This is a genomic window from Streptomyces mutabilis, from assembly GCF_046628145.1.
In the GTDB taxonomy this organism is placed as follows: domain Bacteria; phylum Actinomycetota; class Actinomycetes; order Streptomycetales; family Streptomycetaceae; genus Streptomyces; species Streptomyces mutabilis.
The window spans coordinates 7,076,945-7,101,226 of the sequence record NZ_CP176874.1; the positions used below are offsets into that span (position 1 = coordinate 7,076,945).

The 24,282-nt window shown below is 73.1% G+C and carries 26 protein-coding genes; 13 read left to right on the forward strand and 13 right to left on the reverse strand.

The genetic code is table 11. The annotated features are described in order from the left end of the window. The first annotated feature begins 34 nt into the window (after positions 1-34). Both ACLIN4_RS31680 and ACLIN4_RS31685 read left to right on the forward strand, forming a co-directional pair. Positions 35-643, forward strand: coding sequence for a TetR/AcrR family transcriptional regulator (locus ACLIN4_RS31680; protein ID WP_107478747.1), 609 nt, complete (start codon positions 35-37; stop codon positions 641-643). Positions 644-816: 173 nt separating this feature from the next. Beyond that, entirely contained in the window at positions 817-1,542 is a 726-nt protein-coding gene (locus ACLIN4_RS31685; protein ID WP_107478748.1) for a DUF2470 domain-containing protein, read from the forward strand. Between the two features lie 165 nt (positions 1,543-1,707). On the opposite strand, the gene ACLIN4_RS31690 is transcribed toward ACLIN4_RS31685, so the two are convergent. Both ACLIN4_RS31690 and ACLIN4_RS31695 read right to left on the reverse strand, forming a co-directional pair. Further along, positions 1,708-2,964: an FUSC family protein gene (locus tag ACLIN4_RS31690; protein ID WP_107478749.1), complete on the reverse strand. Its 1,257-nt coding sequence runs from the start codon at positions 2,962-2,964 to the stop codon at positions 1,708-1,710. Positions 2,965-3,078: 114 nt separating this feature from the next. Next, positions 3,079-3,573 carry an FBP domain-containing protein gene (locus tag ACLIN4_RS31695; RefSeq protein WP_269958644.1) on the reverse strand — a complete coding sequence of 165 codons (495 nt, stop codon included), beginning with the start codon at positions 3,571-3,573 and terminating at the stop codon, positions 3,079-3,081. Between the two features lie 215 nt (positions 3,574-3,788). Here ACLIN4_RS31695 and ACLIN4_RS31700 point away from each other — a divergent pair, with 215 nt between their 5' ends. Next, a complete protein-coding gene (locus tag ACLIN4_RS31700) occupies positions 3,789-4,070 on the forward strand; it encodes a hypothetical protein (protein ID WP_107478750.1) in 282 nt (93 codons plus the stop codon). 36 nt (positions 4,071-4,106) lie between these two features. Here ACLIN4_RS31700 and ACLIN4_RS31705 read toward each other — a convergent pair whose 3' ends face one another. The 4 genes from ACLIN4_RS31705 to ACLIN4_RS31720 all read right to left on the reverse strand — a co-directional run bounded on the left by ACLIN4_RS31705 (position 4,107) and on the right by ACLIN4_RS31720 (position 8,478). Further along, entirely contained in the window at positions 4,107-5,138 is a 1,032-nt protein-coding gene (locus tag ACLIN4_RS31705) for an SDR family oxidoreductase (protein ID WP_382022037.1), read from the reverse strand. A 321-nt stretch (positions 5,139-5,459) separates the two neighbouring features. Further along, complete coding sequence (locus ACLIN4_RS31710) at positions 5,460-6,686, reverse strand: FUSC family protein (protein WP_382052614.1); 1,227 nt, start codon at positions 6,684-6,686, stop codon at positions 5,460-5,462. 58 nt (positions 6,687-6,744) lie between these two features. Continuing rightward, positions 6,745-7,401 (reverse strand): HAD family hydrolase, encoded by a 657-nt coding sequence (locus ACLIN4_RS31715; protein WP_107478751.1) that lies wholly within the window; start codon positions 7,399-7,401, stop codon positions 6,745-6,747. A 45-nt stretch (positions 7,402-7,446) separates the two neighbouring features. Then, on the reverse strand, positions 7,447-8,478 hold the full coding sequence (locus ACLIN4_RS31720; RefSeq protein ID WP_107478759.1) for a PHP domain-containing protein: 1,032 nt from the start codon (positions 8,476-8,478) through the stop codon (positions 7,447-7,449). A 174-nt stretch (positions 8,479-8,652) separates the two neighbouring features. Here ACLIN4_RS31720 and ACLIN4_RS31725 point away from each other — a divergent pair, with 174 nt between their 5' ends. Further along, positions 8,653-9,462 (forward strand): SDR family oxidoreductase, encoded by an 810-nt coding sequence (locus ACLIN4_RS31725; RefSeq protein WP_107478752.1) that lies wholly within the window; start codon positions 8,653-8,655, stop codon positions 9,460-9,462. Positions 9,463-9,528: 66 nt separating this feature from the next. Continuing rightward, positions 9,529-9,765 (forward strand): hypothetical protein, encoded by a 237-nt coding sequence (locus ACLIN4_RS31730; RefSeq protein WP_043384393.1) that lies wholly within the window; start codon positions 9,529-9,531, stop codon positions 9,763-9,765. A gap of 15 nt (positions 9,766-9,780) precedes the next feature. On the opposite strand, the gene ACLIN4_RS31735 is transcribed toward ACLIN4_RS31730, so the two are convergent. From ACLIN4_RS31735 to otr(A), 4 genes are all read right to left on the reverse strand, one after another. Beyond that, positions 9,781-11,019, reverse strand: coding sequence for a glycoside hydrolase family 16 protein (locus ACLIN4_RS31735; RefSeq protein ID WP_107478753.1), 1,239 nt, complete (start codon positions 11,017-11,019; stop codon positions 9,781-9,783). A 131-nt stretch (positions 11,020-11,150) separates the two neighbouring features. After that, positions 11,151-11,690 (reverse strand): VanZ family protein, encoded by a 540-nt coding sequence (locus tag ACLIN4_RS31740; RefSeq protein WP_107478754.1) that lies wholly within the window; start codon positions 11,688-11,690, stop codon positions 11,151-11,153. An 82-nt stretch (positions 11,691-11,772) separates the two neighbouring features. After that, positions 11,773-12,435: a DUF4230 domain-containing protein gene (locus ACLIN4_RS31745; RefSeq protein WP_107478755.1), complete on the reverse strand. Its 663-nt coding sequence runs from the start codon at positions 12,433-12,435 to the stop codon at positions 11,773-11,775. Between the two features lie 115 nt (positions 12,436-12,550). Continuing rightward, positions 12,551-14,446: a tetracycline resistance ribosomal protection protein Otr(A) gene (gene otr(A) / locus ACLIN4_RS31750; RefSeq protein WP_411576474.1), complete on the reverse strand. Its 1,896-nt coding sequence runs from the start codon at positions 14,444-14,446 to the stop codon at positions 12,551-12,553. A gap of 191 nt (positions 14,447-14,637) precedes the next feature. Between otr(A) and ACLIN4_RS31755 the strand changes: the two genes are divergently transcribed. Next, positions 14,638-15,591 carry a ribose-phosphate diphosphokinase gene (locus tag ACLIN4_RS31755; RefSeq protein ID WP_100045795.1) on the forward strand — a complete coding sequence of 318 codons (954 nt, stop codon included), beginning with the start codon at positions 14,638-14,640 and terminating at the stop codon, positions 15,589-15,591. Here ACLIN4_RS31755 and ACLIN4_RS31760 read toward each other — a convergent pair. After that, positions 15,557-15,943, reverse strand: a complete 387-nt coding sequence (locus ACLIN4_RS31760) for an anti-sigma factor antagonist (protein WP_179342570.1) — start codon at positions 15,941-15,943, stop codon at positions 15,557-15,559. The two genes, ACLIN4_RS31755 and ACLIN4_RS31760, sit on opposite strands and share 35 nt — an antisense overlap. A gap of 177 nt (positions 15,944-16,120) precedes the next feature. Then, positions 16,121-17,062, reverse strand: coding sequence for an NADP-dependent oxidoreductase (locus ACLIN4_RS31765; protein ID WP_100045797.1), 942 nt, complete (start codon positions 17,060-17,062; stop codon positions 16,121-16,123). 466 nt (positions 17,063-17,528) lie between these two features. On the opposite strand from ACLIN4_RS31765, the gene ACLIN4_RS31770 reads away from it, so the two are divergent. The 5 genes from ACLIN4_RS31770 to ACLIN4_RS31790 are packed head-to-tail and all read left to right on the forward strand — an operon-like array spanning position 17,529 to position 21,951. Further along, complete coding sequence (locus ACLIN4_RS31770) at positions 17,529-19,331, forward strand: ATP-binding protein (RefSeq protein ID WP_289909141.1); 1,803 nt, start codon at positions 17,529-17,531, stop codon at positions 19,329-19,331. 5 nt (positions 19,332-19,336) lie between these two features. Continuing rightward, positions 19,337-19,747: a roadblock/LC7 domain-containing protein gene (locus ACLIN4_RS31775; RefSeq protein WP_019327713.1), complete on the forward strand. Its 411-nt coding sequence runs from the start codon at positions 19,337-19,339 to the stop codon at positions 19,745-19,747. After that, on the forward strand, positions 19,744-20,115 hold the full coding sequence (locus ACLIN4_RS31780) for a DUF742 domain-containing protein (RefSeq protein ID WP_043384375.1): 372 nt from the start codon (positions 19,744-19,746) through the stop codon (positions 20,113-20,115). Before ACLIN4_RS31775 ends, ACLIN4_RS31780 begins: the two co-directional genes overlap by 4 nt. Further along, positions 20,096-20,707, forward strand: a complete 612-nt coding sequence (locus ACLIN4_RS31785; protein WP_043384372.1) for a GTP-binding protein — start codon at positions 20,096-20,098, stop codon at positions 20,705-20,707. The genes ACLIN4_RS31780 and ACLIN4_RS31785 overlap by 20 nt, the downstream gene beginning before the upstream one ends. Then, complete coding sequence (locus tag ACLIN4_RS31790; RefSeq protein ID WP_107480521.1) at positions 20,704-21,951, forward strand: cytochrome P450; 1,248 nt, start codon at positions 20,704-20,706, stop codon at positions 21,949-21,951. The genes ACLIN4_RS31785 and ACLIN4_RS31790 overlap by 4 nt, the downstream gene beginning before the upstream one ends. A gap of 106 nt (positions 21,952-22,057) precedes the next feature. Here the strand turns inward: ACLIN4_RS31790 and ACLIN4_RS31795 are convergent, their stop codons facing one another. Further along, a complete protein-coding gene (locus tag ACLIN4_RS31795) occupies positions 22,058-23,089 on the reverse strand; it encodes a 7-epi-alpha-eudesmol synthase (protein ID WP_289909139.1) in 1,032 nt (343 codons plus the stop codon). A gap of 237 nt (positions 23,090-23,326) precedes the next feature. Here ACLIN4_RS31795 and ACLIN4_RS31800 point away from each other — a divergent pair, with 237 nt between their 5' ends. Both ACLIN4_RS31800 and ACLIN4_RS31805 read left to right on the forward strand, forming a co-directional pair. Continuing rightward, on the forward strand, positions 23,327-23,791 hold the full coding sequence (locus ACLIN4_RS31800; RefSeq protein WP_290011964.1) for a pyridoxamine 5'-phosphate oxidase family protein: 465 nt from the start codon (positions 23,327-23,329) through the stop codon (positions 23,789-23,791). Positions 23,792-23,869: 78 nt separating this feature from the next. Beyond that, positions 23,870-24,265, forward strand: coding sequence for a VOC family protein (locus ACLIN4_RS31805; protein ID WP_107479070.1), 396 nt, complete (start codon positions 23,870-23,872; stop codon positions 24,263-24,265). Positions 24,266-24,282: the final 17 nt, after the last annotated feature.

The following is a 24,282-nucleotide window of genomic DNA, read 5'->3' on the forward strand; positions in this document are numbered from 1 at the left end:
CCGTTGTTGAATCGGCGTCAAGTAAGGTGCGGACATGGCCGCGAACCAGGGCGAGCGCACCCGCCGCAGGCTCAGTACCGAGGAGCGCCGGGAGCAGTTGCTGTCGGTGGGCGCGCGGCTGTTCTCGGAGAGTCCCTACGACGACGTGTGGATCGAGCGGGTCGCCGAGATCGCCGGGGTCTCCCGGGGGCTGCTGTACCACTACTTCCCGAACAAGCGGGACTTCTTCGCGGCGGTCGTCGAGCGCGAGAGCGAGCGGATGCTGCGGATGACGGCGGCCGTGCCCGGTGTGCCCGTCCGGGAACAACTCGCCGCGGGCCTCGACGCGTACCTGGAGTACGTCCGGGCCCACGCGCACGGCTACCGCGCCTTCCATCGCGCCGACGCGACCGGGGACCAGGCGGTGCGCAGGGTCTACCGGCAGGCGCTGGCCGCGCAGGAGCGGCAGATCCTCGCCGCCCTGGCCGCCGACCCGGAGTTCGGACCGGCCTTCGGGGAGCGCGCCGACGTGCGGCTGGCGGTGCGGGGCTGGCTGGCGTTCACCACCGCGGTCTGCCTGGAGTGGCTGCGGGACCCGGAGCCGGCCCTGGAGCAGGTGCGTGACCTGTGCGCACGGTCCCTGCTCGGTGCCATCGCGCCGTGAGCGCCCCCGTTGCACTCCGAAACGCGCCGTCAGGCCGCTGAAATGCGCCGTCCGGCGCGCTGAGAAGTCTCGCAAAGATCCGGCGTCCTGGTTGGCGCACACCCCGATCTCCGATAGGTTAGGTGAGCCTTACCTAATGAACTGAACGATTGAATTGACGACGGAGGTTGGGGATGGGTGACAGCCACACCTGGACGGCCGCGCCTGCCGCTGCGGAACGGGCCCGCTCCGTGCTCGCCGCCGCCTGGTCCTGTGCGGTGACCGCGGAGGGCGGACGCGAGGAGTTCGTCGGCGCGCACGGCGTCGCCGACGACGGCCGGGTGCTGCTGCATGTGCCCGAGGACAGCGCACTGCTCGCGGCGGCGATCTGCGCGCCCCGCGGGGAGCCGTCCGCGGTGCTGGAGTTCGCCGACGTGGCGCCCGTGCCGGTCCGGGGCCGGATCAGGGCCCGGCTCTGGCTCGCGGGCTGGTTCGCCCCGGAGGACGGTCACCTGGCGTTCCGGCCCACGCGCGTGGTGCTGCGGCAGCCGTCCGGTGCCGTGGTCGTCGACCTCGACGACTTCGCCGCCGCCGCACCCGATCCGTTGGCGCTCGCCGAGGCCCGGCTGCTGACCCATCTCGCCGACTGCCACGGCGACGCGGTGGAGCGGCTGACCCGGCTCGTCGACGCCGACAGCCTGCACGGCGCGGTCCGGGTGCGGCCCCTCGCCGTCGACCGGCACGGACTGACGCTGCGCATCGAGCGCGTCCGCGCCCACGGCGACGTACGGCTGCCCTTCCACAGGCCGGCCGACGACATCGCCCAGCTCACGGAGCGGATGCACGTACTTCTGGCCCAGGCCGGCGCGGCCTCCCGCCCCCGGACCCTGCAACGGCAGCGCGCCGACGGCGACGGCTGAGGCGGGCGGGGCCACCCCGCCGCCGCGGACGCGCCGACGACGCCGGGAGACCCGAGCCCCGCGGCACGGCACCGCGAGCCGCGGCCCCCGTTGTTCCGGCCGGCGCTACTTCGTACGGCCGTCGTTCTGCGACCGTCGTTGTACGGCCGTCGTTGTACGGCGTTCTCAGGGGGAACGCCGCGTAGCGGTGCCGCGCTTGCGCTTCCGCAGCCGGGACCGCACCCGGTCGCGCAGTTGGGTCAGCCGAGGCATGCGTTCGCGCTGCTCGCGCGTGTGCCGGTCCAGTTCCTCCAGGAGCCGGCGCGAACGGTGCTCGGTGTCCATCTCGTCGATGATGCGGTTGACCTCGGTCAGCACCGCGCCCTGCAACTGCCACTGCCGCTGGTCGCGCCGGACCTCTTCGAGGAGCAGCCCGGCCAGCCGGTCGCGGGTGACCGCGGCCTGCCGCAGCTGGGCGGAGAGCCGCTCCTCGGCGGACTCGGCGTCATCGCTGACGCTGGTGGTGACCAGGACCGCGAAGCTTACGACGGCGTCGGCGATCTCGGACAGGAGCTGCTCGACGGTGGCGCCCGTCTCGGGCGGGAACAGCGGCTCGGGCTCCCGTTCCTTGGCGAGGTCGGTGAAGGTGCGGGCGAGGACCCGCATCACCACCGTGCAGATCTCCAGCGTGTCCAGACCCGAGCGCAGCACCACCCGGTGGAGCAGCCCCTCGCGCACACGGGGATTGAGCCGCAGACTGTCCTCCGCCTGCCGGAGGTCCTCGTCCACCTCGCCGATCTCGTGGTCGAGGCGGCGGGCCTCGTGCAGCCGGGCCGCCGCCTCGTGGAACGCCGTGGCGCCCGAGGCCTCCTCGCCCATCCGCAGCATCAGCTGCCGCACCCGCCGGGCCAGCCCCTCGATCGACTCGCCCGCCTGCTCCACCCACACCGGCGGCGCCAGCACCAGGTTGAAGGCCAGGCCGACGATCGCGCCGATCAGCGTCTCCACCACCCGCGCCCAGGCCAGGGACCCGTGTGAGGTCACGCCCAGCACCAGCATCGCGCTGATCGCCACCTCGGCCACGAACTCGTGCGCCCGCACCAGGTGTCCGACGCCCAGCGCCGCCACGATCACCAGGGCCAGACTCCACCAGCTCAGTCCGACCAGCTGACTGAAGGCGATGGCGACCAGGACGCCGGCCACCACGGCGTTCACCCGGCGGAAACTCATCTTGAGCGTGGCGTACAGGGTGACCTGGACGACCAGCAGCGCGGTGAGGGGCGCGGTGAGCGGCGCCGCCGACTTGTCGGGGGTCAGCCGCACGGCGATCACATAGGCGATCGACGCGGCGGTGGCCGAGCGCAGCGCCTGCACGACCATGGGGTCCCTGAGCCACTTCACCCGCCGCAGGGCCGACGCGGCTCTCTCACGTACATCGCGCATCCTCGGGCTGTTCCCTTCCCCAGGCGCCTCGAACGTATCCGGACAGGACGGTAACCGGACGAAGGGGGTGGGAAGGGATCTCACGCGCCGTGCGCCGCCGTGCTTCCGTGATCGTCAGGACGTCACCTTGGCGAGGAAGGCGGACAGGTTGCCCAGGGTCCGGGCGACCTGTTCCTCCAGGGTCAGGCTCTCCTCGAAGCGGGCGCCGCCCTCCGGGGCCTTCTTGCCCCGCAGGTACAGGGAGCAGGCGAGGTCGGTGCACATGTACAGACCGACCGAGTTGCCCTCCCGGCCCGCCGGGCCCGCCTTGCGCGCCGTCATCAGCGACACCCCGCCCCGCGGATGGGTCGTCAGGCACAGCGCGCACAGGCTGCGCTGGAAGAAGCCGCTCCGGCCCGGCTGGAAGCGCAGGGCCACACCGGTGAGGCGCTCGTCCTGCTCGACGACCAGATAGCTGCGGTCGGGCGCTCCCGGATCACGCCAGCCCAGGAAATCGAGATCGTCCCAGGGGCGCTCGTCGAGGTCACGGGGGACGGCCAGGCGCTTGGCCTCGCCTTTCGAGCAGTTGATGAAGGAGCCTCGGACGTCCTGCTCGGTGAGTGGTCTCATGGTCTTCCCATGCCTTCTGCGTTCGGGAGGGCGGAACTGGAAACCTAGGAATCCTAGGTTTCCACCTAGCGTAGATAGCCGTGCGGGAGGCGTGCCAGTGAATTTGCCGACGGGCGTCACCCCGACGTTTCGCAGGCCGGCGCGGGTGGTACCCGCAGGCGTTCGGACGGCCGGAACGACCGGCGACCGCAGCGACCGCAGAAAGGGAGTGCGCCGTGACCGACCACCGCCTCGAAGGACCGGGGGAGAACGGCGACCCCGTCCCCCGGGACATGCCGGACCAGCAGGCAGGGACCGGTGACGACCCCTGGGAGGCCGCCGCGCCCACCCGGGAGCAGTTGGAGCAGGGGCAGCGCCCCGAAGGTGAAGAGGAGGCCGACGACGACGCCGGCGCCGACGTACCCGACACGGACGAGGCGGGGACGGGCCGTCAGGGCGCCCCGCACTCGGGCGCCGTGCACCCGGAGCACCCGGTGCCCGACGAGTCCTCCGGCTGAGGACTCCGGTCCCGGTCCCCGCGCAGCGGGCGGCGCTCAGCCGACCTTGCGCCCGCGCAGCGGCTCGGTGGCGGCTCCCGCGCCCTCCTGGAAGCCCCGCAGGAACTCCTCCAGCACCTCCGTGGCCGTGCGGACCGGACGCCAGCCCAGTTCCGCCCGGGCCCGTGTGCAGTCCATCAGCGGCAGCCGCAGCACCGCGTCGAACAGGTGCGGGGAGGCGGGCAGCAGGTGCAGCCCCCAGGCGGCGGCGATCGCGGAGCGGGCCGCGGTGCGGGGCAGCCGCACCGGGCGTACGCCCGTCATCTCGCCCAGCAGCGCCGCGTCGACCGGAGGCTCGGCCGCGAGGTTGAAGGGGCCCCGGGCGTCCCCGGAGCGCACCGCGAGCCGGTACGCGTTCGCCGCGTCGTCGGTGTGCAGGGCCTGCACCCGCAGGCCGGGGACGTCCGGCAGGAACGGCAGGAGTTCCGGCCGCGCCAGCGGGCCCGGCAGGAACCTGCCGCCGAAGATCCGGCGCTGTTCGCTGGCCGACTCGCGCTTGAAGAGGAAGGCGGGCCGCATCCGCACCACCCGGATCCCCGGGTGGTCGCGCTCGAAGGTGTCCAGGGCCCGTTCCAGATAGGCCTTCTCCCGGCAGTACGCGGCGTCGGGCCAGCCGTGCGTCGGCCACGACTCGTCCACCGCGCGGTCCTTCGGCCCCGGTGAGTAGGCGCCCACCGACGAGGCGTGCACCAGCGCCGGCACTCCGGCCGCGGCCACCGCCTCGAAGACCCGGATGGAGCCGAGCACGTTCGTGCGCCAGGTCGTCGCCGGGTCGTGCGTCGGCTGGAAGGCCCAGGCCAGATGCACCACGGCGTCGGCGCCGGCGAAGTGTCCGGTCAGGTCCGCCCGGTCCGAGGCCAGGTCGACCGCGGCCCATTCCGTCCTGGCGGGCGACCACTCGGGGATCCGCCGGGCCAGGCCCAGCACGGAGGCGACCTCCGGATCCTCCGAGAGCAGCCGTACCACGCTGGTGCCCACGTTGCCGGTGGCGCCCGTGACCACGATCCTCGTGCCCGTTGTGCTGCTCACCTTGCGCTCCTCTCGGCGACTTGCCCGTGCGGACGTCACCGGGTACCCGCGTGGCGGGCCGGGCACGCAGGACGGCCCAAGGAGGAGGCGAACGAGAAGAAGCCCCGACCGCGACGGGGGAATCACGGTCGGGGCGGTTCGAGATGGGTACGGATGGCGGTCGCCTCTCGGCGAAGGGCTCCACAGGGCTTCAGCCGAACGATCTTCCCTGTGGGCGATAGGTGAGGCCCGGGGACACTGTCCCATCCGTACCCACGCCCTCTTCAACGGGGGAGGGTCTTCCGGTGTTCCACCGTCTGTCGCGTTTTGGGGTGATGTGTGTCACTGCGATGGTGTGCCGGCGCCACGGGGTGGGTTGTCGCGACTGGGCTCGGGAACGACCTCGGCCCACAGGTTCTCGGCCTGGAGCAGCAGCGTGCCCAGTACCGCCGTCCGCGCCGCCCCCTGCCCGGCCTGTTCGCGCAGGCCCTCCTGAAGCCGCCGGTGCAGTTCCTCCATGGTCGCCTCCGTCGCCTCCTCGGGCCGGGGGTCGGTGGCCTCGCCCAGCAGGCGGTCGGCCTCCGCACGGCAGGAGTCGCCGATCAGCCGGAGCAGGCGTGCGTACAGGTCCAGCACCGGGCCCTGCGGCGGGGCCGGTGTCCGGTTCTCGTCGGCGGCCACGGCGAGCGTCCGGATCAGCGCGGAGATGTTCCCGGTGACCCGGCTCCAGCGCTGGTCCTCCTCCTCGGGCGGGACGTCGGCGGTGGGCACACGGCGCAGGGCACGCAGCGGACCGGAGGTCAGGCGCAGGCTCTCCTGGCTCCAGGACCGGGCCGACTCCAGGGCCTTCAGCCGCCGCTGAAGCCGCGCGGCGTCGTTCGACCAGCCGGCCGCGGTCTGCGCGTCCCACTCGGACTCCGGCAGGCCGGCCGCCACGGTGTGCAGGACGTCGCCCGCCTCCCGGGCCAGCCCCGCGAGGTTCTCCCGTACGTCGCGCAGGTGGATCGGCGGCAGCACGAAGGCGTTGACCGCGACGCCGATCACCGCGCCCAGCGCCGCCTGCCCCACCCGGTGGCCGACCGCCGACGCCGAGACGGCCGTGCCGGAGGCCAGCACGAACACCGCGGTGGTGGCCGTGTAGATGCCCTGTCCGCCGAAGCGGGACCAGTTCGAGATCAGCATCAGCACCGGCAGGGACAGCGCCAGCGCCCCCGTGGTGTCGTCCGTGATGGCCTGCGCCGCCGACGCCATCAGGGCCCCGGCGCAGATCGCGGTGAACTGCTGCCCTGCCTGCCGCACCGAGCTGTAGACCGTGGCCTGTACCAGGACCAGCGCCACCCAGGGCGCCATCAGCGCCATCGGATCGTCCAGCCAGACGCCCGCCACGGCCCAGGCGATCAGCGCGGCGCCGGCGGCCTTCAGGGACTGCACGACGAGGTCGCGTTCCCGTCCGGGCCCCCGCCAGGCGGCCCGGACCGCGCGCCCGACGGCACAGGCCTCCCACCACACCGCGGCCAGTGGCCGCCGCCCCCGGAACACCTCGCGGACCGTACGCGTCACCGCGGTCATGCGCCGGGCATCCGCTCGACCGGCCCGCGCGCCCCGGAGCGGGTTACGACACGGTGACTCATGCGAACGGGCTCTCCTTCAGCGAGGCCAGCAGGTCGGCCGGGTCGGCGTAGACCGCGTCCGCGCCGGCCTCCTCCAGGTCGGCGCGGGGCAGCCCGCCGCACAGCACACCCACGCAGCGCACCCCGGCCCGGCTGCCCGCGCGCATGTCCCAGACGGTGTCGCCGACGAACACGGCCCGCTCGGCCGGCACCCCGGCCAGCTCCAGGGCGTGCTCCACCGGCTCGGGTGCAGGCTTCCCGGCCGCCACGTCGTCGGCGCTAGCGGTCGCGTGGATGGCGTCGTCCGCGTCGATCGCCCGCCGCAGCGCACTCAGCTCCGCGCCGCCCGCCGAAGTCGCGAGGACCACCTTCCAGCCCTCGCCGGCCAGGCGGCGCAGCAGTTCCCCGGCGTCCGGCAGCGCCGGCAGGCGGTCGAAGTACTGCCCGTACAGCGCCTTGTGCGCGGCGCTGAGCCGTGCGTCCTGGTCCGTGTCCCGGTCCTCGCCCAGCAGGTGCCCGATGAGGTCGGTCGAGGCCAGTCCCACGGCCCGGTGGACGGCGTGCATCGGCACCCGGTGACCCGCCTGCCGGAACGCCTCCCACCAGGTCGTCACATGCAGGTGATTGGTGTCGACGAGGGTCCCGTCGACGTCGAACACGGCTGCCCGTTCCATGCACCGTTCCCTTCCTGATCCGTGGCTCGACCTGCGTGTACCACGTCAGCGGCCCGCCACTCCGGCCGGAATGCGGCCCTGACCGGTCCAGGCGAGCAGGTCGTCCAGCGGCCAGGTGGTGACCACCCGCTCCGCAGGCACCCCGCACTCCTCGGCCCGCGCGCACCCGTGGATCTGCCAGTCCAGCTGGCCGGGCGCGTGGGCGTCGGTGTCGACGGAGAACAGCACCCCGGCGTCCACGGCCCGGCGCAGCAGCCGGCGCGGCGGGTCGAGCCGCTCGGGCCGGCTGTTGATCTCCACGGCCGTGCCGGACTCCGCGCAGGCGGCGAACACCTCGTCGGCGTCGAACTGCGACTCCGGCCGCCCCCGGCCGGTCAGCAGCCGCCCGGTGCAGTGCCCCAGGACGTCCGCGTGCGGATCGCGTACGGCCCGCACCATGCGGCGGGTCATCGCGCCGGCGTCCATCCGCAGCTTGGAGTGGACCGACACCACGACGACGTCCAGCCGCTCCAGCAGCTCCGGCTCCTGGTCCAGCGAGCCGTCGTCGAGGATGTCGCACTCGATGCCGGTCAGCAGCCGGAACGGCGCCCAGGTCTCGTTGAGCTGCGCCACCACGTCCAGCTGCTCGCGCAGCCGCTCGGGCGACAGACCGCGCGCCACCGTGAGCCGCGGCGAGTGGTCGGTCAGCGCCGCCCACTCGTGCCCGAGCGCCGCCGCGGCCCGGCCCATCTCCTCGATCGGGCTGCCGCCGTCGGACCAGTCGGAGTGGAGGTGGCAGTCGCCGCGCAGCAGCTCCCGCAGCCGTTCACCGCCCTCGGCGAGCGGCGTGTCCGCCTCGCCCTCCAGCTTCTCCAGGTATCCGGGCACCTGTCCGGCCAGCGCCTCGCGCGCCACCTGCGCCGTCTTGGGTCCGACGCCCTTGAGCGATTCCAGCGAGCCGGCCCGCTCGCGCAGCTCGGCGGCCGGCAGTTCACCGAGCACCCGGGCCGCGGTACGGAAGGCCCGGACGCGGTACGTCGGCGCCTGGGACCGCTCCAGAAGGAACGCGATGCGCTCCAGCGCCTCGACGGGCTCCATCGCCACCTCCTCCTCCGGCACGTCCAGGGTTCCCCAGCACCCCCGGGACCGCACCACGGACCGGGCGGTTTGTCCGTGCCGCTCCCGGGTACTGCGACGCTCCGCGCCGCCGCCGGCCGCCGACGGGCCGTGACGCGGGGCGCGGAGCCGAGGAGTGCCTAAGAGGAGGCCGTCATGTCCAGTCCCAGCCCGTCCGACGCCGAAGTGGCCGTCATCACCGGTGCCGACTCCGGCATCGGCCGCGCCACCGCCGTACGCCTGGCCGAGGCGGGGATGGACGTCGGCATCACCTGGCACACCGACGAGGAGGGCGCCGAAGGGACCGCCGAAGAGGTCCGCGCGCTGGGCCGCCGGGCCGAGACCGCCCGGGTGGACCTGACCCGGCTGCCCGAGGCCGCGGACACCGTCGACGGGCTGTGCGAGCGGCTCGGCCGCGTCGACGTGCTGGTCAACAACGCCGGCACGGGCACCGCGACTCCCTTCCTCGACCTGGGACTGGACGATCTGCGGCGCGTCCTCGACGTGGACCTCGCCGGCCCGTTCCTGTGCGGGCAGAAGGCGGCCCGGCGCATGATCGAACAGGGCGGGGGCGGACGGATCGTCAACGTGACCTCCGTCCACGAGCACCAGCCCCGGGTGGGCGCTGCCCCGTACTGCGCGGCCAAGGGCGGCCTCGGCCTGCTCACCCAGGTCATGGCGATCGAGCTGGCCGAGCACGGCATCACCGTCAACGCGGTCGCGCCCGGCGAGATCGCCACGCCCATGACCGGTCAGGAGGACACCGACCCGCACACCGAGCGCCGCCCCGGCGTGCCTCTGGGCCGGCCCGGCGACGCCCGTGAGGTGGCCGCGGTGATCGCCTTCCTCGCCGGCCCCGACGCCTCGTACGTCACGGGCGCGTCCTGGAGCGTGGACGGCGGCATGCTCCGGATGGGCCCGATGGCCGGATCCCATCTGAGGGGCGACGACTGGCGTCGTCCCTGAAGGTCCGTTCCGCCCGGTGGTCCGCTCGCCCAGCCACTACCGCGGGTCGCGTCCTACCCTCGATGCATGACCGAAATCGACACCCCGCACATCGGCAGTCCGCGGATTCTCGTGCTCCGGGTGCAGCCGGGCACTCCGCCGTTCCGGATCGTGGAGATCGACGGCCAGGTGGTCGGCGAGGCCAGGGCGGTCACCGACGTACTGGAGGCCGCCGCCGCCTTCGGCATCACGGTCCACGACCTGGACGACCCGGACGTGGTCCGCTGGGTGGGCGGGGACAAGTTCACCTGGACGCTGCACTGACGCCGGTCCAGGGTCTCAGCCGACCGTCCACTTCTGGTTGGCGGCGCCCGTGCAGGTCCAGATCTGCAGCCGGGTGCCGTTGGCCGAACTGTTGCCGGTGGCGTCGAGGCACTTGTCGGCCTGCGGATTGACGATGTCGCGCGCCCCGGTGACGACCCACTGCTGCGCCGCGCTGCCGTTGCAGTCCCACAGCTGCACGACCGTGCCGTCCGCCGTGCCGCCGGCGTCGACGTCCAGGCACTTGCCCAGCGCCCGGATCGTGCCGTCGGAACCCACCGTCCACCGCTGGGCCGCGGTGCCGTTGCAGTCGTAGAGCTGTACGGGGGTGCCGTTGGCGGAGTTCGCCGCGGCGACGTCCACGCACTTGCCGGCCAGGCCGCGGATGGGGCCGCCCGTTCCCGAGTCGCCCGTCGTCACCGAGACGTGGTCCACCACCAGCGTCTGCGGGAAGACCGTCGAGGCGTCCGGGTCGCCGGGCCAGTAGCCGCCGACCGCGAGGTTGAGGATCAGGAAGTACGGCTTGTTGAACACCCACTGCTTCCCGCCCAGGTCGGCCGGGGTGCGCCGCTGGTAGACGTTGCCGTCCACCGACCAGGTGATCGAGTCGGGTGCCCAGTCGACGGCGAAGGTGTGGAAGTCGTCCGCGAAGGCCTGGCCGTTCGGCAGGGTGTAGCCGGCGCCGATGCCGCCCGAGCCGGAGTAGCCGGGACCGTGGATGGTGCCGTGCACGGTGGAGGGTTCGAAACCGACGTTCTCCATGATGTCGATCTCGCCGGAGTCCGGCCAGTTCACCGGGGTGCCGAGCATCCAGAACGCGGGCCACATGCCCTGCCCGCGCGGCACCTTCATCCGGGCCTCGACGTGCCCGTACTGCGCCGTGAACTTCCCGGACGTGTTGAGCCGGGCGGAGGTGTACTGGCAGGTTCCGTACCAGCACTGGTAGTTCGCCGGATTCTCCTTGCGCGCGGTGATGACCAGGTGCCCCTGGCCGTCCAGCGCCGCGTTCTTGTTGCCGGAGGTGTAGTACTGCCGCTCGTGGTTGTTGACGTTGTCGCCGGTCTCGATCTGCCACTTCGAGGAGTCGACGGCCGCGCCGGCCGGTCCGTCGAAGGTGTCGGAGAACGTCACCGCGGCGGCCGCGGCGTCGGCGGCCCCGGGTTCCGCCCGGGCGGGGCCGGTGACGAGGGAGGCGGCCAGCCCGGCGGAGAGGGCGGCGGCGAGGAGGCATCTGCGGAGCAGGCGTGGACGGACCACGGCTCTCCCTTCCGTACGGCGTCCCGGGGACGGGTGCGCCGACCGAGGTGGGGGGTAAGGGTGCCGCCTCTTGGTTTAAGGGGTGAGGTGAGGGGTGGTCAATACCTTGGTACGGACCATCTTTCGCCCGCTCAGTCGCGGGGCCGGCGCGCGTGCACCGCGCGGCTCATCCGCCGGCCCAGGAGCAGGTAACCGGCCAGCGCTCCCGTGGTGTTGAGGATGACGTCGTCGATGTCGAAGGCCCGCCCGGTGACCAGGGCACCCTGCGCGAACTCCACCAGCAGCATCACCACGGCCGTCAGCAGCATCACCCTCAGCAGCCCCCGCGTACGCGGGGCCACGAGCGGAACCAGTACGCCGAACGGTACGCCCAGCAGCAGGTTGCCGCCGATCTGCTTCACGGCGTCCCGCAGCGCCGGCTGGTCCAGGTAGGCCCGCAGCGAGCTGCCGGGACGCATGTTGGTGTGGGTCAGCGCCTCGGAGGCGGGGGAGGGGTGCAGCGTCAGCCGCGCCAGCACCACCGCGAACGCCACCATGAAGACGAACGCGCACACCGTCACCAGCAGGCGCAACGGGAGGGCGAGCGGGCGCCGTTCGCGCCGGTCGGCGTCCTCGGCCTTGGCGGCACGGGGGCGCAGCAAAGAACGCGGCCCTGAGGCGGCACGAGCCATTCGGTCCTCCAGTCGTCGACTTCCCCGTGTGGTGAGGCGGTTACCCGCGGACACGGCGGGGATGCGGGGTGGTTCCCGCCCCTCAGGACCCGTAGGTCACCCGTACCTTCTCGAAGCCGAGGGAGTGCAGCAGGCCCTTGAGCATCGCCGTGGTGTTGCTCTCCGCGCGCGCCTTCAGCTCGCTGTCCTTCGCGGCGTCGGCGATGTGCCGGGCCGCGAGCTTCTGCACGGCCTGTTCGCCGTTCGGATTGTCCGAGAACAGGTCGCCGAGGCGGTCGAGGAGCCCGCGCTGCTTGGACACGGCGTAGGAGCGCTCGGGGTCGAGGGCCGGCTCGCCGAGCGCGGCGTGCGGCAGCCGGAGCGTGGCCGCGGTTCGGTCGCCGTCGACCGTCACGTCGTCCTCGCCCACCTTCCCGAGGTCGACGTAGGCGTCGACGGTGCCCGCGCCGACGTACAGGGTGCGGGTGCCCCGGACCGCGTCCGGCAGGAACCTCGCGTCCTTCTCCAGGTCCACGACGACCTGGAAGTTGCCGGAGGCGGCCTCGTAGCGGCTGATGTCCTGGACGGACTCCAGCAGTGCGGGGCCCGAGCGGTCGTGGGTCTCGCTGCCGAACGCGTCCTTCAGCCCCGGTACGAGGCTCAGCCGGAATCCCGCGAACAGCACGACCAGGACCAGCAAGAACGCACTCAGCGCCTTCGCCCAGCCGGGCAGGCGCCGGGGGAGCTTCCTGACGGGAGTCGTCATGGCGGCGGCCCTCCTTCCTGGTTTCCGGATGCCCCCCATCTCCCTTGCCAGACAGCGAAGTTGGCGCCCGGCGAGGCGGACGGGGGGGGGGGGGCGCGGGGGCGCGTTCGGCCGCTCAGTGGGACGGCTTCAGCGGCCGGTCCGCCGACGGACGGGACGACCAGGCCGCCTCCCCGCGGGTCAGCCCCGGCAGGCGCAGCTCGGCCTCCCGCACCCGCCGGGCCGGCAGCTCACCGGTGATCAGCCAGCCGGGGGCGCCGCCCGTCGTGCCGGTGAAGTCGGCGCCCAGCGCGGCCAGCTGGGCCGTCACCGGCGCCAGCGCGTCCGCCGGGACTTCCGCCTCGAAGGAGTGGTACGGCTCGTAGAGACGGGTCCCCGCCCGCCGCAGGGCCCGGCGCAGCACGATCGGGGTCAGTCCGCGGAAGTCGGCGGCCGTGCTGACCGGCGAGCTGAAACCCGAACGGGTCAGCGTGACCCGGTAGTCCGTGACCGCGGCGCCGTTCAGACCGGTCAGCAAGGTGGCGTGCACGGTCTCCTCGACCGCCTGGTGGAAGGCGCGGGGAAGCGCACCCAGCTCCGTCTCGTAGCTGAACACGCCGCCCGAGCCGCGCGGCCCCGGTTCCACGCGCAGCCCGATCGTCGCCCAGTACCGGGTGCGGTCGAGCCAGGGCATCTCCTCCACCGCCTCGCCGACCCCGGCCGGACGCTCCAGGAACCGCACGCGGCCCGGCGCGAACTCCGCCTCGATGCCGAAGTCCTCGGCCAGCGTCGCCGCGAGCACCTCCATCTGGACCTCGCCGTACAGGAGCAGGGCGGTGGCGCCGGACGCCTCCGGGCGGGCGTGCAGCAGCGGGTCCTGGTCGGCCAGCCTGAGCAGGGCGGAGCGCAGCGGGGCCGCCTGCTCCGGGTGCCGGGCCCGGACCAGGGTCTGCAGCGTCGGTGGGGCGAACTGCGGTGCGCGGTCGGTCAGGTCGCCGAGCCGGTCGCCGACGCGCAGACCGCCGGGGACGCCGAGGGCCGCGATGTTCCCGGCGGTGAGCGTGCCCGCCCCGCCGACCACGTCCAGGCGCGTCACCCGGCCGGGGAGTTCGGTGGTCCGGCCGTCGGACTCCCGCCGCAGGAACGTCAGCCGCTGACGCGGGCGCACCTCCCCGTCGTACAGCCGCAGGTACGCCGTCCGTTCGCCGCCGGGGCCGGGGCGCACGGCGAACACCGTGCCCCGGGGAGCCGCGGAGCCGTCCGCCGGGGGCGGGGCGGCCGGGACCAGCCGGACCAGGTCCTCGACCAGCTCGGCGACGCCCTGACCGCCGAGTGCGGAGCCGTGGTACAGCGGGTGGAACGATCCGTCGGCGGTGCGGGCGGCGAGCGCGGCGGCCAGGTCACCGGCGGTCGGCGCGGGGCCGTCCACCAGTGCGGCAAGGATGTCCGGGTCGACCTCGGCGAGCGCCTCGGCGGTCCGCTCGTCCGGCGGGCGGCGGGTGACCCGGGCGTGCGCGGTGCCCGCGCCCGTGACCCGGGTGAGCGGCGCGACGTGCGGGGTCAGCAGGCGCCGGATGTCGCCGAGCAGGTCGTCCGTGCGTGCGCCGGCCCGGTCGATCTTGTTGACGAAGACCAGCGTGGGCAGCCGCAGTCGCCTGAGGGTGCGCATCAGCACCCGGGTGCGCGCCTGTACGCCCTCCACGGCGGAGAGCAGCAGCACCGCGCCGTCGAGGACCTCCAAGGCACGTTCGACCTCGGCGACGAAGTCGGAGTGCCCGGGCGTGTCGATCAGGTTGACCTGGGTGTCGCCGACGGTGAAGGCGGCGACGGCGGAGCGGACGGTGATGCCGCGGCGGCGCTCGATCGCGCCGTCGTCCGTACGGGTGTCGCCGGCGTCGACGCTGCCGAGCCGGTCGACGGCGCCGTGGTCGAACAGCAGCCGCTCGGTGAGGCTGGTCTTACCGGCGTCGACGTGGGCCAGGATGCCGATGTTCAGGGTGTGCGGGGTGTGCGAGTCGCGCGGGATCTGCATGCGGGGTGGAGTCCTCGTAAACCGTGGGCCGGAAGGGGCACTGGGGGTTTCCGAGGAGTCGGCGCATGCGAGGGATCCTGACCTGAGGGAACACGGACGGCGCCATCATGGCGCCGCCCCCCGGGTTCGCCGCAACCGGATTTCCGTAAGCTGAGGCTCCCGGCCGGACAGGATCACGCGAGGAGCGGTCCGTGCGAGACATCGCCGTGTTCAGCGGTAGTGCCCACCCCGAGCTGTCCGAGGAGGTCTGCGCACATCTGGGCGTGCCGCTCAGCCCCACCCGGGTCAGCCGGTTCGCCAACGACTGCCTGGAGGTGCAGCTGCGGGCCAACTGCCGGGAGCGGGACGTCTTCCTGATCCAGCCCCTGGTCAAGCCGGTCCAGGAGCACCTGGTGGAGCTGCTGCTGATGTGCGACGCGGCCCGCGGGGCGTCGGCCGGGCGCATCACCGTCGTCATGCCGCACTACTCCTACGCCCGCTCCGACAAGAAGGACGCGCCGCGCATCTCGCTCGGCGGGCGTCTGGTGGCGGATCTGCTGGTGGCGGCGGGCGCGAGCCGGGTCCTCGCCATGACCCTGCACGCGCCGCAGGTGCACGGCTTCTTCTCGGTCCCGGTCGACCACCTGCACGCGCTGCGGGAGCTGGCCGCGCACTTCCGGCAGTACGACCTCTCCCGTACCACGGTCGTCTCGCCGGACCTGGGCAACGCCAAGGAGGCCGCCGCGTTCGCCCGGATGCTCGGCGCCCAGGTCGCGGCCGGCGCCAAGCAGCGGTTCGCCGACGACCGGGTGAGCATCAGCGCCGTGATCGGGGACGTCGCCGGCCGGGACGTCATCGTGCTCGACGACGAGATCGCGAAGGGCAGCACCGTGCTGGAGCTGCTCGACCGGCTGAGGGAGGCGGGTCCGCGCACGATCCGCCTGGCCTGCACGCACGGACTGTTCGCGGACGGCGCGCTGGGGCGGCTCAGCGCGCAGCCGGACGTGCTGGAGATCGTGTGCACCAACACCGTCCCGGTGCCGGTGGACGACCACACGGAGAAGCTGCGGATCCTCTCCATCGCCCCGGCGCTGGCCGAGGCCGTGCGCCGCATCCACAACGGGGAGTCGGTCAGTGCCCTGTTCGACGCCCCGCCGGCCGGCTGACGCCGAACACCTCGTCCAGGGTCGGCCGCGGCGGCAGCACCTCCGCCAGGCCGGTGACCCGCAGCATGCGCAGGGTCAGCGGGTGGGCGCACACCAGGTGCACCTCCCCGCCCCCGGCGAGCACCCGGCGCCGGGCCCGGTACAGCAGCCGCAGCCCGGAGCAGTCGAAGAACTCGATGCCGCCCAGGTCCAGCACCACCAGGGCGCCGGGGCGGCCCGTCTCCCGGTCCAGGTGCGGGACGATCTCCGCGGCGGATGCGATGTCGATCTCTCCCAGGAACTCCAGCACGGTGTGTCCCCGGTCGTGGAGCACACGCAGGTGCCGGGTGGGCGACGCGGGTTCCTGCCGCACGACGACCTCGCCTCCAGCCTTCCGGGTCTCAACCGTCAGTTCCGCTCGGGAAGTTACCCCGATCGAGCGAGTTTGAGCATGTTCGATTGACATATGTCATCGAAATCTCACACCGGGGCAACCGGTCGACCGGTTACGTCCCGGCTCGTGCGGTCGTGCGGTCGCCCCGCGCGCGGATCAGTCCACGACGAGCACGAGCTTGCCCGTGGTGCGGCCCGTCTCGCCCAGCGCGTGCGCCTCGGCCGCGTCGGCGAGCGGGAACGTCCGCTCCACCGTCGCCCGCAGCTTCCCGGACTCCACCAGGCCGGCGATCTCCCGCATGTCGGCCCGGTCGGCGTCGACCAGCATCCGCACCGCGCGCACGCCGAGCCGCTCGGCCTCCTCGTAGAACTCGTCCGAACCGACCGGCAGGATCGACACCACCACTCCGCCCGGGCGCAGCACGCGCAGCGAACGCAGCGACGTGTCGCCGCCGATCGTGTCCAGGACCACGTCGACGTCCTTCACGGCCTCGGCGAAGTCCGTCTCCCGGTAGTCCAGGGGCTCGTCCACGCCGAGGGAGCGCAGGAACTCGTGCTTGCCGGCGCTGGCGGTGCCGATCACATGGGCGCCGCGGGCCTTGGCGATCTGCACGGCCACGTGGCCCACACCTCCGGCCGCCGCGTGGATCAGCACCCGCTGTCCCGGCCGGACGTCGGCCCGCTCCACCAGCGCCTGCCACGCCGTCAGCGAGACCAGCGGCAGGGCGCCGGCCTGGACGTGGTCGATCCCGGCCGGCTTGTGCGTGAAGGTGCGCGCGGGGGCGGCGACGTACTCCGCGTGCGACCCGTGGCCGAACGGATAGGACAGCATGCCGAAGACCTCGTCGCCCGGCCGGAAGGCGGCGACCCCGATCCCGACCGCCTCCACCACGCCCGACACGTCCCATCCCAGGACGAACGGAGGCTCGCCCAGGAAGCCGCCGTTCGCCCGGTGCTTCCAGTCGGTCGGGTTGACGCCGGCGGCCCGCACCCGCACCAGCACCTCGTTCGGGCGCGGCTCGGGGCGGTCCTGGCGCACCTCCTTCAGGACCTCGGGGCCGCCGAGGGCGTCCTGGCTGATGGCGCGCATGGTGTTCATCAAGAACCTCGCAGATCGAGAGGGGCTCCTACGGCACGGTCTGCAACCTCCGACGAGATCGTGTCATTCCCCGGAGCGTCGGGCATCCGGAGGAGAGGGGCCTCACCCGTCCGTCGGGCGAGCGGCCTCACCCGGTCGTCGCCATTCGCACACTCCGGCCGCTGCCGCACCCCGTGTCCGCCGCCCCGGGCGCTCGTCCGCCAACCGGTCGTCCGCCCTGCTTCCGCCGCCCAACTTGCCTGCGAGGCAAAGGAATTTGTCGACCTGACGACCCCTGGCGGAGCGTGACGGAATCCTCACTTCCGCCGGACCGGGAATTTGATCTTTTCGGCTTCACAACCGATAAGCTCCCGATCGGCGCTGCGAGTTGACGCGATCGCGACGGGTCGGCTCACGGTGCGTACTCATGAGTGCGGTCCCCCTTGCACACCCCCCCGTGTTCGATCGTTTTGTTCGAAGGATGCAGATGGAACTCGCCACTCCGCCACCGGCGGCGCGGGCCCCTGTCGCCTGGTACAGCTGGTGGCTGATGCCGCTGGGCCTGGGAGGCGGGACGGTAGCCGCCACGTTCATGAGCTCGGAGCGAATAACCGCGGCCGTCGCCGGTGTGGCGGCGACGGCGGCCGGCACCCTGTGCGTACGCCTGCTCCTGCGCACCCGGGCGCAGCTGCGCCGGACCGAGGACGCGCACCGCGCGGCGCAGGCCGAGCACTCCCAGCAGTGGCAGCAGCACGTGGCCGGCCTCGAGCGGAAGTTCTCCGCCGAGCGTGCCGCCCTGGAGGCGCAGCTCACCGAGCAGGCGCAGACGTACGAGGCGCAGCTGGCGGAGCACTCCCGGACCGCCGAGGGCCGGCTGGCCGAGCAGGTCACCGCGTACGAAACCCGCCTCGCCGAGCAGACCGAGGCTTGGCAGGAGCGGCTGGACCACCAGCTCTCCGCGGTGGCCCGGCTCGCCGACGAGCAGCTGCCCGAGGCGATGCGCAGGCTGCGGGCCGGCGACGCCATCGACGACATCCTGCCCACCGTCGAGCAGTGCGCGAAGGTCGGCGCCGACCTCCAGGCCGAGCTGCGCAAGGTCCTCAGGGCCGCGCTGATCGGTGTGGAGGCGGAGTTCGACCGGTCCACCTCCGCCGAGCAGGCGGTCATCGGCGTGGGCAACCGCATCCACGTCCTGACCAGCAAACTCCGTGGCCGCCTGCACGAGATGCAGGGCGAGCACGGGCGCCTGCCGGCCGTCGCCCGGGGGCTGATGGAACTCGACCAGGCCATCGGTCCCGCGGACTGTCTCGCCGCCAGCATCGGCGTGCTCGGCGGCTCCGACCGGCCCGGCCGGCAGTGGCAGGAGCCGCAGCGCCTGCTGAGCGTGATGCGCGGCGGCATCGGCCGGATCAAGGACTTCCACCGCGTCCAGCTGCACCATCTGCCCGAACTCGGGGTCGACGGCGGTCTGGTGGACCACCTCACGCTGATCTTCGCGCACCTGCTGGACAACGCCGCGCGCTACTCGCCGCCCACCGAGCCGGTGGTCGTCTCCGGCAAGGAGGTGCCCAACGGCGTCGGCATCGAGATCCAGGACTCCGGCAAGGGCCTGAGCGAGGAGAAGAAGCGCGAGGCCGAACACGCCCTCGCGGGCACCTCGCCCGGCCCGGGGCTCGGCGGCATCTCGGAGGACGCCAACATCGGCCTCCGCGTCGTCGGCGCCCTCGCCCGGCGCTACGGCATCCGGGTCACCTTCGCCGACTCGCCGTGGCTGGGTACATCTGTCGTTGTCGTTGTACCCCACAAATACTTCAGCCCGCTGCCGGCGGCCGCCACCGCCGCACCCCAGGCTCCGCCGGCCACCGCCGTCACCGGCGAGGTCCGGCCGGCCGCCCCCGAAGCTCCCGCCGCCGCGGCCCCGGCTCCCGGACCGGTCGGCGCCCCGGCCCCGACCGGAGGCGACACCGTGGAAACCACCCCGGGCGGCCTGCCCCGGCGCCGGAGCAGGCGCGGCGAGCCGACCCCCGCCGGGGCGCACCCCCCTGTGCCGTCACCGGCTCCCGGCTCCGCCGCGTACGGCGGCCGGCCCGGCCCGGACGAGCGGTCCGCCGTTCCGCCGGACGCGTCCTTCGCCGGCCTCGCGGCCTTCGCCACCGCCGGGCGCGACGCCGGCCCGGCGACCGAGGCCGCACCGGCGACCGGCGCCGCACCGCCGACCGGGGCCGCCGACGCCCGTGACACGACCGCCGGTGGCGCGTCCACCGAGTACCGCACTGAAGAGAGCGACTAGTCCCCATGACGCACCAGGGAACCGACGTGAGCTGGGCGCTCCGCGACCTTGTGGAGAGCATCCAGGAGATCCGCTTCGCGCTTGTGGCCTCCAGCGACGGTAAGGCCATCACCTCCTACGGCGCCGAAGACCCCGACGACGTGGACCGTTTCGCCGCCGTGGTGGCCGGACTGCAGGCGCTGGCCCAGCCGGTCGCCGAGCAGTTCCCGCAGCACGCGGGGCAACTCCGCCTCGCGATGATCGAAGTGGACGGCGGGCACCTCTTCGTGGTCCGGGCGGGCCTGGAGACGTATCTCGGCGTGCTCGCCCGTGAAGGCCTCGACCAGGGCCTGCTCGGCCATCAGATGCGCGACCTGGCCCGCCGGATGGGTGAACTCCTCGGCACCACTCCGCGCCAGGAGGAGCACTCTGGATGAGTGCTCCCCGCCGACCGACCGATCCGTCCGGCCTCGAGCGCTACTACGTCCTCACCGGCGGGCGCAGCGGGCCGGGCGGTTCGGCGTCGACCCTCGACGTGGCGACCCTCGTCGTCTCCCGGGCCGCCCCCTTACCGGGCATGCAGCACGAGCACGAGGAGATACTCCGGCGCTGCCGCGAACCGCTGTCGGTGGCCGAGCTCGGCGCCCACCTTCACCTGCCGTTCAACATTCTCGCGGTGCTGCTGTCCGACCTGCTCCAGGCGGGCCGCGTCGAAGCCCGTGATCCCATCCCGGCGCACGACGCCGGCCGCGGGCCCGACCTCGCGCTCCTTGAGGAGGTACTCAGTGGACTTGAAAGGCTTTGACCGACCGGGGTCACCGACGCCGGGGGAGGGGGACACCCGCTCGGTGAAGGTGATGATCGCCGGCGGCTTCGGCACGGGCAAGACCACCATGGTCCGCTCCGTCAGCGACATCAAGCCGCTGACCACCGAGGAGACCCTCACCCAGGCCAGCGCCGACGTCGACCACCTCATCGGCGTCGCCGACAAGACGCAGACCACCGTCAGCCTGGACTTCGGCAAGATCAGCCTCAACGACACGCTGATGCTGTACCTGTTCGGCACCCCGGGCCAGGAGCGGTTCTGGTTCCTGTGGAACGGACTGTTCAAGGGTGCGCTAGGGGCGGTCGTCCTGGTCGACACGCGGCGGCTGGCCTCCAGCTTCCGGGCGATCGAGGAGATGGAGCGGCAGAAGGTCCCCTTCGTCATCGCCCTCAACGTCTTCCCCGACTCCCGGGACTACCCGGTCGAGGAGATCCGCGACGCCCTCGACATCCCCCCGCACACCCCCGTCGTGACCTTCGACGCCCGCGACCGCACCGCCAGCCGCGACGTGCTCGTCACCCTGATACGGCACCTGAAGGACCGCTCGGCCGCAGCCCTGGAGCCCCGATGACCGACGACCAGACCCCGCCCGGCGCCACCGGCGGCGGCTGCCCCGTCGCCCACGGCGAGGGCGTCACCCGGCTCTACGGCCCCGACGCGGCGACCGACCCGCACCGGATCTACGCCCGCCTGCGCAGGGAGCACGGCTCCGTCGCGCCGGTGCTGCTGGAGGGCGACGTCCCCGCCTGGCTGGTGCTCGGCTACCGGGAGAACCGGCGGGTGCTGGACAACCCCCTCCAGTTCAGCCGGGACTCACGGATCTGGCGGGACTTCCGGGAGGGCCGCATCGAGGCGGCGTCCCCGCTGATGCAGATGGTGGGCTGGCGCCCCGACTGCGTCTCCCAGGACGGCGAACCGCACCGCAGGCTGCGCACCGCCGTCACGGACAACCTGTACGCCGTCGCCGGCCGGGGCATCCGCCGCCATGCCACGCACTTCGCCAACAAGCAGATCGACGCGTTCGCCGACGCGGGCCGCGCCGACCTGGTGGCCGACTTCGCCGAGTACCTGCCGATGCTGGTCCTCACCCGCGTCTTCGGGCTCGCCGAGCGGGAGGGGCGCAGCCTCGCCGAGTCCAGCAACCAGGTGATCAAGGGCGGCGCGGACGCCCTCACGCACAACGAGCACATCATGGGCATCCTCGGTGAACTCGCCGAGCGCAAGCGCGCGGAGCCCGGGTCCGACTTCGCCTCCGGCCTCATCGAGCACCACGCCGGCCTGGACGAGGACGAGATCGTCAACCACCTGCGCCTGGTGCTGATCACCGCCCACACCACGACCAGCAACCTGCTGGCGCGGGCGCTCCAGCTCGTCCTCAGCGACACCACCTGGCTGTCCGGCCTGGTGAGCGGGCAGCTGAACATGTCCTCGGTCGTGGAGGAGGTGATGTGGAACTCCCCGCCGCTCGCCGTGCTGCCCGGCCGGTTCGCCACCGCCGACCTGGAACTCGGCGGCTGCCCGGTCAAGGAGGGCGACCTGCTGATCCTGGGACTCGCGGCGGGCAACCACGACCCGGAGATCCGCCCCGACTCCGCCGTCTCGGTCCAGGGCAACGCCTCGCACCTCGCCTTCAGCGCGGGCCCCCACGAGTGCCCGGGGCAGAACATCGGCCAGGCCATCATCGAGACGGCCGTCGACGTCCTGCTGCACCGTCTGCCCGGGCTGCGCCTGGCCGTGCCGCCGGCCGAGCTCACCTCCACCGCCTCCACCTGGGAGTCGCGGTTGGACAGTCTGCCGGTCGAGTTCGCCGTCTGACCGCGCCACCGGGCGGTGGCCGTGGGACCCCGTCCCCCGGCCGGACCCCGTCCCCCGGCCGGACCCCGCCGCCCGGCCGGACCTCCGGCCGGGCGGCGCGCCCGCCTCACACCGTCAGCAGGTCGTCCACCGAGCCCCGCCCGGCCAGTTCGGCCGTGGCCACCGGGCCCTCCTTGGCCGCCGCGTACCGGCCGGTGGTCAGCGCCCACTCGTAGTTGCCGTTGATCCAGTGCTGGATGGCCTCGACGCCCATCGCCACCCGGGCCCGCTCCCGCGCGTCCAGCCCCAGTTCGTCGCACATCCCGGGCACCCGGGCCTCCAGGGCCACGTACTCGTCGAGGCAGGCGGTCGTCATGCGGTACGCCTCGTCGGCCGCCTCCTGCCAGGAGCAGCCCCGCTCCCGGTGCAGGACGGCGATGAGGTTGTGGCCGTCCCCGCGGCGCCGCTCGCGCTCGAAGGAGTGGATGTCGTTCATGAAGCCGATGGTGTCCGCGGCCAGGTCCCGCAGCCGTTCCATCAGCGGGTGCGCCATCGCCGCGGCCGGCACCTCGAAGCCGCGGCTGCGCTCGCCGGCGTCGATGCTGTGGTGGATGCCGACCGTGCGGCGCCGGAAGGCGGTGTAGTCGGCGAGGCCGAGCGTCCCGGCCAGCCCGCGGGCCGCCAGGTCGACCTCCTCGCAGTGCGCCACCAGGAACCGTCCCCAGGAGGCGGCGAACCGCGATTTCCACGTCAGGGACATGCCATCCGAAAGGTGGTTCCAGACCTCCGCCCAGGCCAGGGTGATGGGGCACTCCACGCGCGGCGCGGTGCCCGCCGGGCGAAGCGGTGTGGCGATGAGCTCACGCGCCACCTCCGCTATGCGCTCCGCTCGGTCCGGACGGCCCGCGTCGAACTGGTCGTCGAAGAGGAAGGCCAGGGAGAACCAGTTCATCAGGACGACCATGTCGTCCGCCGACGCGTACGGGTACGTCCGGGCCGCCGCCCCGGCCAGGTCCCAGGACTCGTACTCCTCGAAACCGGCCCGGCTCCGCACCAGCCCCCGCTCGCGCACCCAGCGCAGATGAAGGTCGCGGGCGGGGGCCAGATGCGGGCTGACCGGGGTGTCGAAGGGGAGGTCGAACCGGACGTCCTGAGACATGTGCTTCCTTTCGGGAGACGGAACGCAGAGTCCCCCCGCCCTGCGAGCGGGCGGCCACCGGACCGCCCGCACACTCGAACTGGACTTCACGGTCCGAAAGTTGAACCGAGAAGCGATACGAGGCTGCCCCGACCCGGAATGATCTACACGACGCCCCGTCGTGATCTTCGTTACTGCCGGGACGCCGTGGCACGATCGGGGACCAGCCGATCGTGACGTCGCATCAGGAGGCCCCGCATGACCCCGCCACCGGCCCGCAGCGCCGAGCAGCGCAGGCGCGACACCCTGCACCGTCTGGACCACGACGAGGACGCCTGGGTGGCCACGGCCGACGGCACCTCGGGCATGCCGTACCTCGTCCCCCTCTCCTTCCTCTGGAACGGCTCCTGCCTGCTGTTCTCCACGCCCGCCGCCAGCCCCACCGGCCGCAACCTGGCCGCGAGCCGCAGGGCGCGCGTCGGCATCGGGCCGACCCGCGACGTGGTGATGGTCGAAGGCACCGTCGAGCCCGTGACCCCCGAGGAACTGCCCGAGCAGGACGCCGAGTTGTTCGCCGCCAAGACCGGCTTCGACCCGCGGGAACTCGCCACGCCGTACCTGTACTTCCGCGTCCGCCCGCAGCGTGTCCAAGCCTGGCGCGAGGCCAACGAGTTGGAGGGACGCGACCTGATGCGCGACGGCCGGTGGCTGCCGGCCGACTGATCCGGCCGGACCGGGATATCCGCAAGGTACGGGACGCGGGGCACGAACGCCCCGCGCCCGGAATCCTTCGGAGGAGACATGGCACTGGTCAACGCGGGCGTCGTGGTGCTCGACTGCGCCGAGCCCGAGAAGCTCGCCGAGTTCTACAAGGGGCTGCTGGGCGCGGAGGAGAGCGAGGCGACCGCGAACCGGATCGAGATCCACGGGCCGGGCGATTTCCGCATGGCGTTCCGCCGGGACGTCAACGCCACCCCGCCGAGCTGGCCCCGCCCCGAGAACTCCCTCCAGGTCCACCTGGACTTCGTGGTCGCCGACCTGGACGAGGCGGAGCGCGTGATCGTGGGGCTCGGCGGGCGCCCCGTGGAGGCGAAGGACCCGGCGGGCCCGCACGAGGAACGCGGTTTCTCGGACCCGGCGGGCCACTCATTCACCCTGCGCGGCACTCTCGCGCCGACGGCGCCCAAGCAGGGCTAGAGCCTGCCGGGCGCCGA

What these genes read in the sequence shown, in the direction of transcription:
- ACLIN4_RS31680 (WP_107478747.1), top strand. Translation starts at nt 35, where the DNA reads ATGGCCGCGAACCAGGGCGAGCGCACCCGCCGCAGGCTCAGTACCGAG.
- ACLIN4_RS31685 (WP_107478748.1), top strand. Translation starts at nt 817, where the DNA reads ATGGGTGACAGCCACACCTGGACGGCCGCGCCTGCCGCTGCGGAACGG.
- ACLIN4_RS31690 (WP_107478749.1), bottom strand. Translation starts at nt 2,964, where the DNA reads ATGCGCGATGTACGTGAGAGAGCCGCGTCGGCCCTGCGGCGGGTGAAG.
- ACLIN4_RS31695 (WP_269958644.1), bottom strand. Translation starts at nt 3,573, where the DNA reads ATGAGACCACTCACCGAGCAGGACGTCCGAGGCTCCTTCATCAACTGC.
- ACLIN4_RS31710 (WP_382052614.1), bottom strand. Translation starts at nt 6,686, where the DNA reads ATGACCGCGGTGACGCGTACGGTCCGCGAGGTGTTCCGGGGGCGGCGG.
- ACLIN4_RS31715 (WP_107478751.1), bottom strand. Translation starts at nt 7,401, where the DNA reads ATGGAACGGGCAGCCGTGTTCGACGTCGACGGGACCCTCGTCGACACC.
- ACLIN4_RS31720 (WP_107478759.1), bottom strand. Translation starts at nt 8,478, where the DNA reads ATGGAGCCCGTCGAGGCGCTGGAGCGCATCGCGTTCCTTCTGGAGCGG.
- ACLIN4_RS31725 (WP_107478752.1), top strand. Translation starts at nt 8,653, where the DNA reads ATGTCCAGTCCCAGCCCGTCCGACGCCGAAGTGGCCGTCATCACCGGT.
- ACLIN4_RS31730 (WP_043384393.1), top strand. Translation starts at nt 9,529, where the DNA reads ATGACCGAAATCGACACCCCGCACATCGGCAGTCCGCGGATTCTCGTG.
- ACLIN4_RS31740 (WP_107478754.1), bottom strand. Translation starts at nt 11,690, where the DNA reads ATGGCTCGTGCCGCCTCAGGGCCGCGTTCTTTGCTGCGCCCCCGTGCC.
- ACLIN4_RS31745 (WP_107478755.1), bottom strand. Translation starts at nt 12,435, where the DNA reads ATGACGACTCCCGTCAGGAAGCTCCCCCGGCGCCTGCCCGGCTGGGCG.
- ACLIN4_RS31765 (WP_100045797.1), bottom strand. Translation starts at nt 17,062, where the DNA reads ATGAACACCATGCGCGCCATCAGCCAGGACGCCCTCGGCGGCCCCGAG.
- ACLIN4_RS31770 (WP_289909141.1), top strand. Translation starts at nt 17,529, where the DNA reads ATGGAACTCGCCACTCCGCCACCGGCGGCGCGGGCCCCTGTCGCCTGG.
- ACLIN4_RS31775 (WP_019327713.1), top strand. Translation starts at nt 19,337, where the DNA reads ATGACGCACCAGGGAACCGACGTGAGCTGGGCGCTCCGCGACCTTGTG.
- ACLIN4_RS31780 (WP_043384375.1), top strand. Translation starts at nt 19,744, where the DNA reads ATGAGTGCTCCCCGCCGACCGACCGATCCGTCCGGCCTCGAGCGCTAC.
- ACLIN4_RS31790 (WP_107480521.1), top strand. Translation starts at nt 20,704, where the DNA reads ATGACCGACGACCAGACCCCGCCCGGCGCCACCGGCGGCGGCTGCCCC.
- ACLIN4_RS31795 (WP_289909139.1), bottom strand. Translation starts at nt 23,089, where the DNA reads ATGTCTCAGGACGTCCGGTTCGACCTCCCCTTCGACACCCCGGTCAGC.
- ACLIN4_RS31800 (WP_290011964.1), top strand. Translation starts at nt 23,327, where the DNA reads ATGACCCCGCCACCGGCCCGCAGCGCCGAGCAGCGCAGGCGCGACACC.
- ACLIN4_RS31805 (WP_107479070.1), top strand. Translation starts at nt 23,870, where the DNA reads ATGGCACTGGTCAACGCGGGCGTCGTGGTGCTCGACTGCGCCGAGCCC.